Source organism: Streptomyces sp. NPDC058662 (assembly GCF_042716255.1).
Classification (GTDB): domain Bacteria; phylum Actinomycetota; class Actinomycetes; order Streptomycetales; family Streptomycetaceae; genus Streptomyces.
Genome location: NZ_JBHXRU010000079.1, coordinates 16,795 through 30,167, shown reverse-complemented (window position 1 = coordinate 30,167; position 13,373 = coordinate 16,795). Strand labels below are relative to the sequence as shown.

15 protein-coding genes and 1 pseudogene are annotated in these 13,373 nt (G+C 68.3%); 9 read left to right on the top strand and 7 right to left on the bottom strand.

Annotation, left to right across the window (positions count from 1 at the left end; genetic code table 11):
• From ACFWUQ_RS23810 to rsmI, 4 genes and pseudogenes are all read right to left on the bottom strand, one after another.
• A pseudogene (locus ACFWUQ_RS23810) lies at positions 1–186 on the bottom strand (hypothetical protein); the annotation flags it as partial.
• 115 nt (positions 187–301) lie between these two features.
• The gene (locus tag ACFWUQ_RS23805; RefSeq protein WP_384541407.1) at positions 302–1,216 is read right to left on the bottom strand and encodes a TatD family hydrolase; all 915 of its coding nucleotides are present in this window, start codon (positions 1,214–1,216) and stop codon (positions 302–304) included.
• Between the two features lie 10 nt (positions 1,217–1,226).
• On the bottom strand, positions 1,227–1,721 hold the full coding sequence (locus ACFWUQ_RS23800) for a hypothetical protein (RefSeq protein ID WP_384541404.1): 495 nt from the start codon (positions 1,719–1,721) through the stop codon (positions 1,227–1,229).
• A gap of 160 nt (positions 1,722–1,881) precedes the next feature.
• On the bottom strand, positions 1,882–2,790 hold the full coding sequence (gene rsmI / locus ACFWUQ_RS23795; RefSeq protein ID WP_384541402.1) for a 16S rRNA (cytidine(1402)-2'-O)-methyltransferase: 909 nt from the start codon (positions 2,788–2,790) through the stop codon (positions 1,882–1,884).
• A 166-nt stretch (positions 2,791–2,956) separates the two neighbouring features.
• Here rsmI and ACFWUQ_RS23790 point away from each other — a divergent pair, with 166 nt between their 5' ends.
• Positions 2,957–4,723: a dolichyl-phosphate-mannose--protein mannosyltransferase gene (locus tag ACFWUQ_RS23790; protein ID WP_384541400.1), complete on the top strand. Its 1,767-nt coding sequence runs from the start codon at positions 2,957–2,959 to the stop codon at positions 4,721–4,723.
• A 235-nt stretch (positions 4,724–4,958) separates the two neighbouring features.
• Here ACFWUQ_RS23790 and ACFWUQ_RS23785 read toward each other — a convergent pair whose 3' ends face one another.
• Positions 4,959–5,189, bottom strand: a complete 231-nt coding sequence (locus tag ACFWUQ_RS23785) for a hypothetical protein (RefSeq protein WP_384541397.1) — start codon at positions 5,187–5,189, stop codon at positions 4,959–4,961.
• 170 nt (positions 5,190–5,359) lie between these two features.
• Between ACFWUQ_RS23785 and ACFWUQ_RS23780 the strand changes: the two genes are divergently transcribed.
• The 3 genes from ACFWUQ_RS23780 to ACFWUQ_RS23770 all read left to right on the top strand — a co-directional run bounded on the left by ACFWUQ_RS23780 (position 5,360) and on the right by ACFWUQ_RS23770 (position 8,916).
• A complete protein-coding gene (locus tag ACFWUQ_RS23780) occupies positions 5,360–7,777 on the top strand; it encodes a hypothetical protein (protein ID WP_384541394.1) in 2,418 nt (805 codons plus the stop codon).
• 111 nt (positions 7,778–7,888) lie between these two features.
• Positions 7,889–8,326, top strand: coding sequence for a GntR family transcriptional regulator (locus ACFWUQ_RS23775; RefSeq protein ID WP_384541391.1), 438 nt, complete (start codon positions 7,889–7,891; stop codon positions 8,324–8,326).
• Between the two features lie 26 nt (positions 8,327–8,352).
• Entirely contained in the window at positions 8,353–8,916 is a 564-nt protein-coding gene (locus ACFWUQ_RS23770; protein WP_384541389.1) for an HD domain-containing protein, read from the top strand.
• Here ACFWUQ_RS23770 and ACFWUQ_RS23765 read toward each other — a convergent pair.
• Together ACFWUQ_RS23765 and ACFWUQ_RS23760 are read right to left on the bottom strand one after the other, a co-directional pair.
• A complete protein-coding gene (locus ACFWUQ_RS23765) occupies positions 8,909–9,382 on the bottom strand; it encodes an NUDIX domain-containing protein (protein WP_384541386.1) in 474 nt (157 codons plus the stop codon). The genes ACFWUQ_RS23770 and ACFWUQ_RS23765 overlap by 8 nt on opposite strands.
• Positions 9,383–9,384: 2 nt before the next feature.
• A complete protein-coding gene (locus tag ACFWUQ_RS23760; RefSeq protein WP_384541384.1) occupies positions 9,385–10,125 on the bottom strand; it encodes an XRE family transcriptional regulator in 741 nt (246 codons plus the stop codon).
• 829 nt (positions 10,126–10,954) lie between these two features.
• On the opposite strand from ACFWUQ_RS23760, the gene ACFWUQ_RS23755 reads away from it, so the two are divergent.
• The 5 genes from ACFWUQ_RS23755 to ACFWUQ_RS23735 all read left to right on the top strand — a co-directional run bounded on the left by ACFWUQ_RS23755 (position 10,955) and on the right by ACFWUQ_RS23735 (position 13,371).
• Complete coding sequence (locus ACFWUQ_RS23755; protein WP_384541381.1) at positions 10,955–11,332, top strand: ATPase; 378 nt, start codon at positions 10,955–10,957, stop codon at positions 11,330–11,332.
• Positions 11,333–11,412: 80 nt separating this feature from the next.
• Positions 11,413–11,682 carry a DUF6284 family protein gene (locus tag ACFWUQ_RS23750; protein WP_384541379.1) on the top strand — a complete coding sequence of 90 codons (270 nt, stop codon included), beginning with the start codon at positions 11,413–11,415 and terminating at the stop codon, positions 11,680–11,682.
• A complete protein-coding gene (locus tag ACFWUQ_RS23745) occupies positions 11,679–11,954 on the top strand; it encodes a hypothetical protein (RefSeq protein WP_384541376.1) in 276 nt (91 codons plus the stop codon). Before ACFWUQ_RS23750 ends, ACFWUQ_RS23745 begins: the two co-directional genes overlap by 4 nt.
• Entirely contained in the window at positions 11,951–13,036 is a 1,086-nt protein-coding gene (locus ACFWUQ_RS23740; RefSeq protein WP_384541374.1) for a hypothetical protein, read from the top strand. Before ACFWUQ_RS23745 ends, ACFWUQ_RS23740 begins: the two co-directional genes overlap by 4 nt.
• Positions 13,033–13,371: an RRQRL motif-containing zinc-binding protein gene (locus tag ACFWUQ_RS23735; protein WP_384541371.1), complete on the top strand. Its 339-nt coding sequence runs from the start codon at positions 13,033–13,035 to the stop codon at positions 13,369–13,371. Before ACFWUQ_RS23740 ends, ACFWUQ_RS23735 begins: the two co-directional genes overlap by 4 nt.
• Positions 13,372–13,373: the final 2 nt, after the last annotated feature.

Below are 13,373 nucleotides of genomic sequence, written 5' to 3'. Positions count from 1 at the left end.
GCCGTCGAGGCCGCGCGGGGCGGGCACCCCCGGCCCGGGGGCGCCGGCGGGGGCGGGCGCGTCGGGCAGCCCCGGCGCGGTCGCGGTCGCGGAGTGGGCCCGGGTGTCCGGCCCGGCCGGGGACTCGGCCTCGTACGCCCCCGGGACGGGACCGCCGCGGCGGTGACTGCCCTGCGTATCGCTCACGACGCTCGCTCCACTGGTGGTCCGGCACCCTCTGGTCGGGGCACGGCACCATAGCGGAGCGGCCGTCACCGACCAAAGTCGTACGACTACTCAGTGTGGCGGGATCGGGGGACCGTCAGTAGGCGAAGGCGCGCGCGGTGTTGACGGCCAGGGCGGTGGCCATCGCGTCCTCGTCGAGCCCGCGGACCGCCGCCATCGCCCGGACGGTCAGCGGAATGAGGTACGGCGCGTTGGGCCGTCCGCGATACGGCGCGGGGGTCAGGTAGGGCGCGTCCGTCTCGACGAGCACCAGCTCCAGCGGGGCGACGGCCAGCGCCTCGCGCAGCTGCGCCGCGTTCTTGAAGGTGACCGTCCCGGCGAAGGACATGTAGTACCCGGCGGCGGCGCACGCGCGGGCCATCTCGGCGTCGCCGGAGTAGCAGTGGAAGACGGTCCGTTCGGGGGCGCCCTCCTCGCGCAGCACGCGCAGGACGTCCGCGTGCGCCTCGCGGTCGTGGATGACCAGTGCCTTGCCGCGCCGCTTGGCGATCTCGATGTGGGCGCGGAAGGAGCGCTCCTGCGCGGCCATGCCCTCGGGCCCGGTGCGGAAGTAGTCCAGGCCGGTCTCGCCGACCGCCTTGACGTGGTCCAGCGCGGCCAGCGCCTCGATCTCGGCGAGTGCGTCGTCGAGCGCGGCCTCCCCGCCGCCGGCCCGGGCGCCCTGGCGGGACCAGCCGTCGGGATCCCCGTGCACGATGCGGGGGGCCTCGTTCGGGTGCAGGGCCACGGCGGCGTGCACGTTCTCGTACGCGGCGGCGGTCTCGGCGGCCCACCGGGAGCCCTTCACGTCGCAGCCCACCTGCACCACGGTGCCCACGCCCACGGAGGCGGCCTTCGCGAGGGCCTCCTCGACCGTGCCGGACTGCATGTCCAGGTGGGTGTGCGAGTCCGCCACCGCCACCCGGAGGGGGTCGGGCAGCGGCGGCGGCACATCCTTGGAGACGGCAGCGTTGGAGGCGGCAGCCTCGGAGGGGGCGGGGCGAGAGCTCATACAGCCGATCTTATGACCGGCGCAGGCGGTCCAGGAGGCGGGAGAGGGGCCCGCCGCGCCGCTCGGCCTCGTCGATCAGGACGGGTCCCGGGGCGTCGTGGCGCGGGGAGGTCCCGTGCGGCTTGGGGGTGCGCGGAAGGCTCTCGCCCGCGGGGACCGGTCCGGCGATGCCGGGGGCGACGGGGTGGTGGTAGAGCTGGTCGAGCATGCCGAGCACCGAGGAGACCTGGCCCGCGCGCATGATCCGTACGACGTGTCCGCCGCAGTTCAGGCAGGTCGGGTTGGACAGCGGCGAGGGCACCCGCTCGCCGTTGACCACGTACATGATGAAGGGCTGGCCGCGGCCGTCGACATGGTGCTGGATCTCGTACGCCTGTTCCCAGCCGTATCCGCACCGCATGCACGCGAAGGAGTACGCCTCGTGCACGGTCTGCACGCCGGCCGGGGCGGGCGCGGGCGCGGCGGCGGGTACCGGGGTGAGCGGGGTGTCTGCGATCTCACTCATGCGAGCTCCTCTTGTTCCACTGGGGCCCTTGCCAGTGGACGCCTCTCCGGGCGGGAGCGCATCAGGTCCTGTCCAGTGTTGGACGGTCCTTGGGCGACTCATGCCCAAAGCGCCCGGTGCGCGGTCTGAGCTTTGCTTTTCAGGTTAGCCCTTTACCGGATTACGGCACCTTTTGTTCCGCGTTCTTTGCCGCCACGACGGCGTCGAAGACCTCCCGCTTGGGTACCCCGGCGTCGGCCGCGACCGCGGCGATGGCCTCCTTGCGCCGCTCCCCCGCCTCCTCGCGCACCCGCACCCGGCGCACCAGCTCCGCCGCGTCGACGTCGGCGGGCCCGGCGGCCGGGGCGCCCTCCACGACGACGGTGATCTCCCCGCGCACGCCCTCGGCGGCCCAGGCGGCCAGGGCGCCGAGGCCGCCCCGCTTGACCTCCTCGTAGGTCTTGGTCAGCTCGCGGCACACCGCGGCCCGGCGGTCGGCGCCGAAGACCTCGGCCATCGCGGCCAGCGTGTCGTCGAGCCGGTGCGGGGCCTCGAAGTAGACGAGCGTGCGGCGCTCGCCCTCGACCTCGCGCAGCCGGCCGAGGCGCTCGCCCGCCTTCCGCGGCAGGAAGCCCTCGAAGCAGAAGCGGTCCACCGGCAGTCCGGACAGGGCGAGCGCGGTGAGTACGGCGGACGGGCCGGGCACGGCGGTGACCTTGAGGTCCTTCTCGACGGCGGCGGCGACGAGCCGGTAGCCGGGGTCGGACACCGAGGGCATTCCGGCGTCGGTGACGAGCAGGACCCGCTTGCCCGCCTCCAGGGCCTCGACCAGTTCCGGGGTGCGCGCCGACTCGTTGCCCTCGAAGTACGACAGGACGCGCCCGGTGGTGTGGACGCCGAGGCCCTGCGTCAGGCGGCGCAGCCGCCGGGTGTCCTCGGCGGCGATCACGTCGGCCCGTTCCAGTTCGGCCGCGAGCCTCGGCGGCGCGTCCGAGAGGTCCCCGATGGGGGTGCCGGCCAGGACGAGGACGCCCCGCGGGTCGGCTGCGGACGGGGTGGGCTCGACGCGGTGCGGCTGATCAGTGGTCACCGGATCATCCTCTCATCAGGGACTTGCGAGGCACCGGGCCACGGCGGTGAAGGGCGCCGGTCCGTCGCGGGAGAAGGCGCCGGGCCGCCGCGGCGAAGGGCGGCGCACCGGCCGCAACGCACGTGGGGACTGGGGCGCCCGCAGACGCGTTCCCTACGATGACCCGGTGACCAGTACCGCGACGCCGCCGCCCAGCCCCGCGGGGGCCCCTCCCGCCCCACCGGCGGGACGCGAAGAAGAGCCCACCACCTGGGCGCGCCGGCTGCGCGCCTTCGGCTACGCGGCGCCGTCCGGGACGGCGCGCGTGGACCTGCGCGCCCGCCTGGTGCCCCCGTACGCCAAGCCGTCCCCGCAGCTGTGGCTGACCTTCGGACTCCCCCCGCGGGTGTGGGGCACCTGGCAGCGGATCTTCGCGTGGGCGGGGCCGCTGCTGGTGGCGCTCGTCGCCGGGGTGCTGCGGTTCGTGCACCTCGGCAGCCCGAAGGCGGTGATATTCGACGAGACGTACTACGCCAAGGACGCCTGGGCCACGGTCCGCCAGGGCTACGAGGCGAGCTGGCCGAAGGACATCGACAAGTCGATCCTCGCCAACCCGGACGGGATCTCCCTGCCGCTCGACCCGGGCTACGTGGTGCACCCGCCCGTCGGCAAGTGGGTCATCGGGCTCGGCGAGTGGATGTTCGGCTTCACCCCCTTCGGCTGGCGGTTCATGACCGCCGTGCTCGGCACCCTGTCCGTGCTGATGCTGTGCCGGATCGGGCGGCGCCTGCTGCGCTCGACGTTCCTGGGCTGCCTGGCGGGCGCGCTGCTCGCGGTGGACGGACTGCACCTGGTGATGAGCCGCACCGCGCTGCTGGACCTGGTGCTGATGTTCTTCGTGCTGGCCGCCTTCGGGGCGCTGGTCATCGACCGGGACAAGGCGCGCGCGAGACTCGCGGACGCGCTCCCGGTGGACGACGAGGGCCGGACCCGGCCCGATCTGCGGATCGCGGAGACGCTGCGGCTGGGCCCGCGCCCGTACCGGATCCTGGCCGGGGTCTGCCTGGGCCTGGCGGCGGGCACCAAGTGGAACGGCTTCGTCGTCCTGGCCTTCTTCGGCGTCCTCACCGTGCTGTGGGACGCGGCCGCGCGCCGCACGGCCGGCGCGGGCGCCCCGTACGCGGCGATGCTGCGCCGGGACGCGCTGCCCGCCTTCGTCTCGACGGTCCCGGTCGCGGTCGTGACGTACGTGGCGTCCTGGTCGGGCTGGATCCTCAGCCCGGACAACGGCAAGGGCGGCTACCTGCGCGACTGGGCGGCCAAGCACGACCGGGGCAGCTCGCTGTCCTTCGTGCCGGAGTGGCTGCGCAGCCTGTGGCACTACGAGACCGAGGTCTACAACTTCCACGTCGGTCTGACCTCGGGCCACACCTACGAGTCCAACCCGTGGAGCTGGCTGGTCCTGGGCCGCCCCGTCTCCTACTTCTACGAGTCCCCCGCGCCCGGCACCGACGGCTGTCCGGCGACCGAGGCGGGCAAGTGCGCCCGCGAGGTGCTGGCACTGGGCACGCCGCTGCTGTGGTGGGCGGGCTGCTTCGCGCTGCTGTACGTGCTGTGGCGGTGGTTCTTCCGCCGCGACTGGCGGGCGGGCGCCATCGCCTGCGGCCTGGCCGCCGGCCTGCTGCCCTGGTTCAACTACCAGGAGCGGACCATCTTTTACTTCTACGCGGTCGTCTTCGTCCCGTACCTGTGCCTGGCGGTGGCGATGATGATCGGCGCCCTGCTGGGCCCGGCGGGCTCGACCGAGCGCCGCCGGGCGCTGGGCGCGATCGGGGCGGGAGTCCTGGTCCTGCTGATCGTGTGGAACTTCATCTACTTCTGGCCGATCTACACGGGCCAGACCTTGCCCATGGACTCCTGGCGCGGCCGGATGTGGCTGGACACATGGGTTTAGCAGCGAAAACGACAGACCCGGCACCATCAGGTGCCGGGTCTGTTGCGGTTGTTAGTGGTGGTCGCTGGCCATCCGGGGCCGCCCTTCGACGGCCCCAAGACGGCCCCGCTCGACAAAGCCAGATCTCGCACGAGCGGGAGCTAAAGCACGCCGCAACGTTGCCCCTGCTGAACTGGGCGGAAGCGCAACCAACTAGTGGCCGTAAGCGCTACCGTCCACGTGTCGTTCACCTGCCCTACTGCAAGCCCTGCGGGCCTGAGCCCCTCTTCTCTGAGACGTGCGCGGCCTTGACCGCCGCGGCAAGGATGCTGAAGAGCCGTGCCTGGTGTTCGCGCGGCGCGCGATATGAAGCTGTCCAGAAGGCTGTCAGCAGGACCAAGGGCCGGCAGGCACGTAGGAGGAGCACCACGATCAGCGCATCCGGCACTTCGTTGAACAGCCACGGCACCTGGCTAAAGAGGGTCATGACAGGACTCCGATCACGTCGTGTTCGTTCAGTGACGTCACCAGACCGCCAGAACAACACCTGTCCGGCGACACGTGGCCATCCCGTCGGTAAGAAAACCCCAGGCCAGCGCGCTGTCCGGACCGTCCGGAGGCGGACAGGTTCCGAACTCGGACACGAATGGAGGGGAAGTGACGGCACACCCTGAGTCCGAGCAGGACTTGGCGTCGGCGTTGCAGGCTCTGTATGCAGAGGCAGGCAGCCCTACGCTCCGGTCACTCGCGCGGAAGATCTCCGAGGGTCGGGGGACGGCATCGGCCAGCCCCTCGTCGATCAGTGACTGGATGCACGCAAAGGCGGTGCCGTCACGAAAAATGGATCTCGCGGCACTCGTCGCCGTGCTGACGTCCTCGACACACCGCAGCCTGACCCGAGAGCCAGCTCGCTTCGAGGAACTCCGCAAAGCAGCCATCCTCAAAACTCGCTCCCGCCAAGCCGACGCGGAGAGCAGTAAGCGACCTTGGCTTGGCCGACCAGTGGAGAGCTATAACGACCCTCTCACCCTCGAAGTGCACCGCCCTATTCAAATGGATGGGGCACCTAGCGGGCTTCCCCGCTACATAGAACGGGCTCATGACTTTCAGCTGCGGACTGCCCTCAAGGGTGATGGGTCAAATCTCCTCATATTGGCAGGCGGCTCGTCTACCGGCAAGACAAGAGCAGCTTACGAGGCCGTTCGCTCGATGCCCGGATGGCTCCTGTATCACCCCATATCCCCTAACAAGCCAGAAGCTCTCCTGGAAGCACTGACGTCAAATTCATTGAACCCGAGAACCATAATATGGCTCAATGAACTACAGGACTATCTACTCCCCGATGGCGGCGAACAAGCAGCCGCATCACTCAGAACATTTTTGGACGAGAATGCCGGCGTCAAGCTGGTAGGCACCATATGGCCTCGCTACTGGCAGCAGCTAACAGACCCGACCGGATCTTTCCCGCAGAGTAAAGCACTCTTGAGCCACAGGGCGATTCGAATCGACATAGACAATCGATTCGAACCCACAGTGCTATCAAAAGCAGCGGAGGGCGACCCTAGACTCCGCGCAGCCATTAATGCATCAGCTGGCCGCATCACGCAGTACATCGCAGCAGGGCCTGCACTGTTGGAGTTCTTCAACGACTGCCGGGACATCAATCCCGGCACATGGGCGATCCTCTCCGCCGCAATGGATGCATACGCAGTCGGACGCCCAGATTCCTTGAGTGAGAAGTTTCTACGAGAAGCGTCACCGGGATACCTGTCCGATGAGGAATGGAGCGGCTTGACTGAAGACTGGTTCGCGAATTCTTTGACTCACGCTGGGACCGAGCTACGTGGCGCCGCCCGCCCAATGCTCAAGGTACGCCAGGGAGAAGAGGGCTGCGACCTGCGGTTTCGCCTAGCCGATTACCTTGTACAACACTCTCAGGCTGAGCGCTCTCAACTGCCTGTCCCTGCCAGTTTCTGGAAAGTGGTGACCTCTCACGTTACCGACTATTCATCCTTGGCAGCGTTCGCGCGAGCAGCGGACGAGCGCGGAATGTTCAAGGAATCTGCCTTCCTTTGGTCAGAGCTCGCTTCCGAGGGTGACCCGATCGCGGTGGCCGCACTCCTTAGCAACCCATCTATGGATCCCGCAGCATCTCGGGCAACGGCGGATAGGTTTATCGACAATCTCGACTTGAGCGACACCATGACGGTCGGATGGGCCTTGATTGATTTTCATCAGCACCCAACACAGAAAGATCGATTGGTGCAGCGGATCGCCAAGACGCCGGAACTGCTCACCACCGGACCGCCGCTGGAGATGGGGGTTATCTATCGAGAACTGAGCATGGCGGGAGAAGCCGAAGCGGCTCACCTATACGCCCGCTCGATCAGCCGCTCAATAGGCGACATTGAGATGAAGGATTTCTGGTCTACGGCCTCACTAATTGAGGATCTAACAAGCTCCGGGAATGACGACATAAGGGATTTTGGCCACAAGATTGCACTGGCTCAGTTCGAACAGGAAGACATGGACGCCGAGATGCTTGCGGCATTCATCAACTACATCGAGCCGGGGTCCGATCTAGACGAGCGTGCACGGACAAAGCTTCGCAGTATCGCACACACCGCCGACATTACGAACACGATTAGGATCCATCCATTTATCGCAAATCTGTTCGTGGCAGGCGAAAGCGAGATGGCTCACCGATTCCTCAGGCGGGTTTCTGAGTCCGTGAGCACTCTCCACCTGGGCAGCTCCTACGCCCCGCTGGAATTGCTGAGCACTCTCCGCCTCAGGGGCTACGAAAAAGGAGTGGCCGAGCTGAGTCAGAGGATCGCTGAAGAGTTTGAACCCGGCCTCTCCCACTCATCCGTCGTTGCCCTTGACTATTTGCGCAGGAATCACTGCACTCGCGCATTCCATCTACTATCACGACGCTTGGCGGAGACGGGTCCTATTCTCCCACTCCATGGCGCTGAAGAACTGCTGAACTTTCTCGCGACCAAGAGTTTTCCGGAGCATCACAGCATCTACGCCGATCGAGTACGGGCATTCAGGCACACAGAGGGGAAATGACCCCTTGAAGAGCTCTAGCCCCGCACCTGAGACCCGACACACCAGCACATGCGAAGCTGGACCGCGCGGGGCCCATGCAGACACCCGCGCGAGCCGGCTCAAGGAGGATGCGTGCCGAACGCCAGCCCACGCGGGACGTACTTGACGATCTCAGAGGTCCTGCGGGCGAGGATTGCTGAGGGGGCGTACCCGGATGGCCTTCCCTCCGAGGCAGAGATCGGCCGGGAGTTCGGCGTGGCACGCACGACCGTCCGTCGTGCGCTTCGCACGCTAGAGGAGACCGGCGACGTGACCACCGTCGCCGGGGTCGGCCGCCAGACTGGCAGTGGTGCACAGATGGCGCCATACAAGCGGATCATGACGGACCTCTTGGAGCGCATTCGGACGGGTGACCTGCCCGCCGGCGCTCAGCTCCCAAGCGAGGCAGAACTGGCCGAGACCTACGGAGTCGCCCGGGGAACCGTCCGTCGTGCCGTGCACGAACTGGAAGGCGCAGGGCACGTGCAAGCTCGGCACGGCGTGGGGCGGTTCGTGAGCCCAGCGTCCTAAATCGCGACAGCGTTGGAGGCACTCACATGCAGTTGGCCAAGTGGGCTCACGACCTCGCGGAGTCCTTGCTCGCCGAGAGCCTGCCAAAACGGTGGGCTCATTCACAGCGCGTCTACTCGCAGGCCCTTACGCTGGCTCCGGCTCTGGGTGAGGATGCAGAGCTGCTGGCCGCAGCAGCCATCGCGCACGACGTCGGGTACGCACGGGCGGCCGTGGACACCGGGCAGCACATGATCGATGGGGCGCGCTACCTGCGTGACGTAGTAGGTGCCGACCCTCGGTTGTGCAGCGTCGTGGCCTTCCACACGTCTTCCCCGTGGGAAGCATCCGAGCTGGGGCTCGACGATGCCCTGGCGGAGTTCGGTCCCGCAGATCCTGATCTGGTGGACGCGATCACCTATTGCGATCTGACCAGCAGCCCCGTAGGCGCACTCGTGGATCCAGCCGATCGGTTGACCGAGGTACTGGACCGGTACGGCCCCGATCACGTCGTGTTCCGGGCCGTATCCGCGGCTCGACCGGAGCTGCTGGCTCGCGTTGCCCGGGTGCGCCAGCGTAGCTTCGAGACCGAGCAGTCCAGGCTCAGCTGATTCGCGGGACCGGCGAGTCGCGGAAGCCTTCCTCCAGTCGCTGGCGGGTAGTGGGCGATACGTCGAGGGACTCGACTTCGGCGCGAGGGATCCACCGCACCTCCAGGGATTCCGAACTCACCCTGATTTCGCCGCTGACCGGCCGGGCCCGGAAGCAGAGCGAGAACTCCTGCCGCACCTCGCCGTCCGCGAATGCGATGACGTGCCCCGGGTCGGTGAAGATGCCCACCAGCCCGACGACCTCGACCAGGATCCCGGTTTCCTCCAGGACCTCTCGGACCACCGTTCCGGCGATGTTCTCCCCGATCTCCTGGACACCCCCCGGCATGCCCCAACGGCCGTTGTCCGAACGCCGCTCCATCAGCACATCGCCCGCGTCGTTGACCACGAACGCCGTCACTGCGGGCACGATGCTGTTGGCCTTCGGCGCGTTGGGGTCGTCGAAATAGTCAGTACGGCGGCTCATGCTCATCCTTCAATGGGGACTGCTTCGGACCAGACCTTTTCAAAGCTCTGCTGATATGTGGAGACCAGCTCAGCACCGGCGACCTTGCGTAGATGGAGAACCGGCGTCAGGGGTGCGCTCACCCCATACACCTGCGTGTTCACCAACCACTCGTCATCCGACCGGTAGAGCGAGTTGTGCAGAGTTGAGCGGTGAATCCGGAACTCGATGCCCGGAACCGAGTACAGGGGTCGGTAGAGCTTCATTACCTCGCGAACCTTGTAGGCCACACCCTCGCCGATTTCCTCTTCGTCCCCTCGACGCCGAATCTCTGGGCTCTCCGGGTCTCCGAGCAGGATGCGGGCCCGAACACCGCTGGCCGCCTTCAGCCTGAGCAGCTGAGGCCAACGCGGATTCTCGGCGAGGAAAACACCCGCGTGCACCAGCACGCCGATCTCCCGTTCCGCCCGACCGAACAGCTGGAGCCATAGGTCGGCCGGCACGTAGGAACGATGCGGGTAGACCTTCAACACCTCGGCATCCGCAGCGTCCTTACGCTGCCCGTCCGGCAGGCCGTCGGGCCACAGGTAGCCCTCGTCCTCCCGGAGGAAGGCCGAGATGGCAAGGCGGTGGCGCCGGTATGGCGCCCGCCCTTTGGTGATCCAGCGTTCCACCGTCTTGGGGTCGACCCCAAGGTGCTCCGCCAGGGCATCCACGGCGACGCCTTGCGTCAGCATCGCGGACCTTAACCGCTCGTTCGCCATCCGACCCCCCAGGGACGTCTAGGGACGCAGCCGCCCCGCGGAACGCTATCGAGGACGTCCCAAGTCGTCCAGGGACGCGGTGACTTCGTCCCACGCTTCGGCGGCACTCTGATGTCACACCACAAGGCGGACTGGCTGAGGCGAAGAGCTTGACAGCCTCACTCAGAACCGCCAACCTGAGAGACATGTTCAAGCATGTATCTCATGCGGTAGGTGCAGCTACTTGGCTCCGACCTGCATGGATGCCTGTACCGACCTATGCCCGCAGTACCTCTCGGCGTCCGGCGTGTCCCGTTCTTACGGGAGCCCTTCGGGGTTACCGCACCCGTCGGAGAGCCACTGGCTTGTCCTTGAGAACTGAACAGAGTGCTTGATTTGGCGGGGTGAGAGTCCCCGCTCCTGCGGCGGCCGGGTAAGGGCCGCCCGGCGGCACCTTGCTCGTGTGCAGCTCTGGAGAACATCCGCGCGAATCATCCCTTCCTTTCGGGAGGTCAGCCGCTCGGGTGCCACCTGACCACGGCCGCCCTGCTTGCGTCAGAGCAGTGACGATGACGCACCGATCAAGGCTCGGGCCCTCCGCTGCGGCAGCGGCGGTGGCGAAGCCTTCCCTCATTCGCATCCTCCACGGAGGCCGCAGTGATCCGCTTAAGACCCTGGGCTCTGCCCGCACTTGACCAGTGCGGGCGGGATCGCCCTTCGCGTCGTTCGCTCCTCCGCCGCGCTGATGGTGCGGCGGCCGGCTGCCTCCTCTGCCCGTCCGGCGCCTCTGGCGTTGTACGGGCGGGGTGGTGGGGAGCCGGAACCCCCGCTCCTGTCCCAAGGAGTTCCTGTGAACGTAGAGATCGTCTCGTTCGGCTACCTCCACGCGGCACCACCCGCGGCTCACCTCACGCTCGACCTGCGCAGCCACTTCCGGGACCCGCACGTGTCGCCGGAGCTGCGGTACCTGACCGCCGAGGACGAGTCCGTACGCCACGCGGTGCTCGCCACCCCCGGAATCGTGCCGCTGATCGGCGCGACCGTGCTCGCGGCCGACGCGTTCGCGGCCGGGCCGAGCGGCGGCCATCTCGTCATCGCCACGGGGTGCCAGGGCGGGCGTCACCGCGCCGCCACCGTCGCCCTGACCCTGGCCCACCAGCTCACGGGCGCCGGGCACACGGTCACGCTCCACCACCGCGACCTGGACAAGCCCGTCGTCCACCGCTGAACCCCCAACACAGTGCAGCCCCCGGCGCTGGAACGCCGGGGGCTGCTGAGTCCCGTTCCTCTGTAGAAGGAGCAAGTCCCATGAAGTCCATCGTTGCACTTCAGAGCGTCCTTACCCCGTGGTCGGACGGTTTGGAGCCGTCTGACGCAGAGCTGGACGCGATCGAGGCTGAGATGCCCGTCGTGCTGGCTGAGGTCGAGTTGCTGGACGCGCTGATTGTCCTGCTGGACCGGCCGGCGTCGGAGTTCGACGGCCGCCGGATCCGCCGGGCCCATCACCGGGTGCTGACCGCCCGCCGGGACGCGGCCAACCGCTCCACCGGTACGCAGTTCGCGGGTGACGCGGCATGAACGAGCGCACCTTGAGGGCCGGCTACGCGGATCTCCTCGCGGCGGTCGCAGACGCGCTGGACGTGCCGCTGCCGTCGCTCGCGGCGGCAGACGAGGATGCCTACCGGCAGCTGCTCGAACACCGCGCCGGAATCGTGCGGAGCACCGTGCGGGCCAACCTCGACCACAGCCGCGACCCGTGGCTCGCCGCGAGCCAGATCCGCGAGCGTGCCGCCGACTACCCGATCACCTACACCCCGTTCGAGTACCGGCGAGACGGGGTCACCTCATGAGCGAGACCAGCGTGACCGTGGGCCGGCGCCCGTTGTCGACGGCGCAGAAGGCGGTGCTGGCCGCCGCGTTCGTGCCGATGATCGGCACGGGCGTGATGGGCGGGGCGGGCACGTACAGCAACATCTCCCACGCCTACGGCTCCGGTACCGCGCTCGGCGCGGTCGCGGCCGGTGAGGGCGCCACCGCCGTTCTCGGGCTGGTCCTTCTCGGACTGACCATGCTCGGCCAGTCCTCGCCGAGGGTGATCCGACTGGGGCTGTGGGCGCTGCCGGCCGCGGCTTCCGTGATGGCCGCGATGGCCGCCCCCGACGTGGGACGCACCGTCATCTACGCGATCACACCGATGGGGATGTGCGTGTCCGCCGAGGGCATGGCCTTCCTCGCCCGGCGCATCGTCGTCCACACCGACGGCCGCGACGCCGAAGCCGAGGCCCGCAACGCAGCCGTCGTCCAAGCGCTCGCCTACCACCGGGCCCGCGCCGCGAACCACCCCGACGCCAGGATCCAGGACAGGTCGGTCAAGGCGTCGTGGAAGCTGGCCCGGAAGGTCGGAGCCGGAGACCTGGCCCTGGGCACCCGACTCTTGGACGTCCAGCGGGAGCGCCTGACCGAGGGCGCCGACGCGGCCCTGAGCGGCATGTTCTCCCTCCCCGTCACACCCCCGCCGATGCCCGTCACGCCCGCCGTGACGGCCGACCCCACCCCCGCCCTCACCGAGGGCAAGGAAACGACGGTTCTACCGCCCGTCACGGATACCCGTGACGGGCAAGACACACAGGTCACGCCACCTGTGCCGGAGTTGGAGCCGGCGGCCGTCACGGGGGCGTCCCACCCGGCCGTGACGCCCGTGACGCTGGACGAGGTCGCTGCCGTCGCGGGCGTGACGGTCCCCGAAGCCGGTGAGGCCCTCACCGACACGCAACTGGTCGTCGTCTTGCGGTTCCTGCGCTACTCCACCGATCCGGCGATGTCCTACCGGCACGCGGTCACCGCCTTCCGGGCCGCCGGGTTCGTTGGCGGTGAACAGCGCGTCCGCACCGCCTGGGGCACCCTCCTCTCCCAAGAGGAAAACGCCGCATGACCACCCTGCCCGTCTACTCCTGGCGCCTCGCGCCGGACGGGCTGGCCACCCGCCGCCAACTCCGCGCCGCCGGACTCCGGCCCGGCGGCCAGGACGTCGTCGCCCAGCTCGAACGCCCCCGCCGGCGGCGGGGCCCGCTGGTCGCCTACCTCTACCGGATCGACCGGGCGAAACCGGTCCGGCCCATGACCGCCGATCGCTGGGCGGCCCTGGAGAAGGCGAACACGGCCCGCCGCCGGTGCCCCGTCTGCCGAGACCACCTCCCCTACGTCATCCCGACCTCGCTCGGCATGTGCGTGGCCTGCCACGACTTCCCTGAACAGCGCGCCGCCTGAAC

What these genes read in the sequence shown, in the direction of transcription:
- ACFWUQ_RS23805 (WP_384541407.1), bottom strand. Translation starts at nt 1,216, where the DNA reads ATGAGCTCTCGCCCCGCCCCCTCCGAGGCTGCCGCCTCCAACGCTGCC.
- ACFWUQ_RS23800 (WP_384541404.1), bottom strand. Translation starts at nt 1,721, where the DNA reads ATGAGTGAGATCGCAGACACCCCGCTCACCCCGGTACCCGCCGCCGCG.
- ACFWUQ_RS23785 (WP_384541397.1), bottom strand. Translation starts at nt 5,189, where the DNA reads ATGACCCTCTTTAGCCAGGTGCCGTGGCTGTTCAACGAAGTGCCGGAT.
- ACFWUQ_RS23770 (WP_384541389.1), top strand. Translation starts at nt 8,353, where the DNA reads ATGCAGTTGGCCAAGTGGGCTCACGACCTCGCGGAGTCCTTGCTCGCC.
- ACFWUQ_RS23765 (WP_384541386.1), bottom strand. Translation starts at nt 9,382, where the DNA reads ATGAGCCGCCGTACTGACTATTTCGACGACCCCAACGCGCCGAAGGCC.
- ACFWUQ_RS23760 (WP_384541384.1), bottom strand. Translation starts at nt 10,125, where the DNA reads ATGGCGAACGAGCGGTTAAGGTCCGCGATGCTGACGCAAGGCGTCGCC.
- ACFWUQ_RS23750 (WP_384541379.1), top strand. Translation starts at nt 11,413, where the DNA reads ATGAAGTCCATCGTTGCACTTCAGAGCGTCCTTACCCCGTGGTCGGAC.
- ACFWUQ_RS23745 (WP_384541376.1), top strand. Translation starts at nt 11,679, where the DNA reads ATGAACGAGCGCACCTTGAGGGCCGGCTACGCGGATCTCCTCGCGGCG.
- ACFWUQ_RS23740 (WP_384541374.1), top strand. Translation starts at nt 11,951, where the DNA reads ATGAGCGAGACCAGCGTGACCGTGGGCCGGCGCCCGTTGTCGACGGCG.
- ACFWUQ_RS23735 (WP_384541371.1), top strand. Translation starts at nt 13,033, where the DNA reads ATGACCACCCTGCCCGTCTACTCCTGGCGCCTCGCGCCGGACGGGCTG.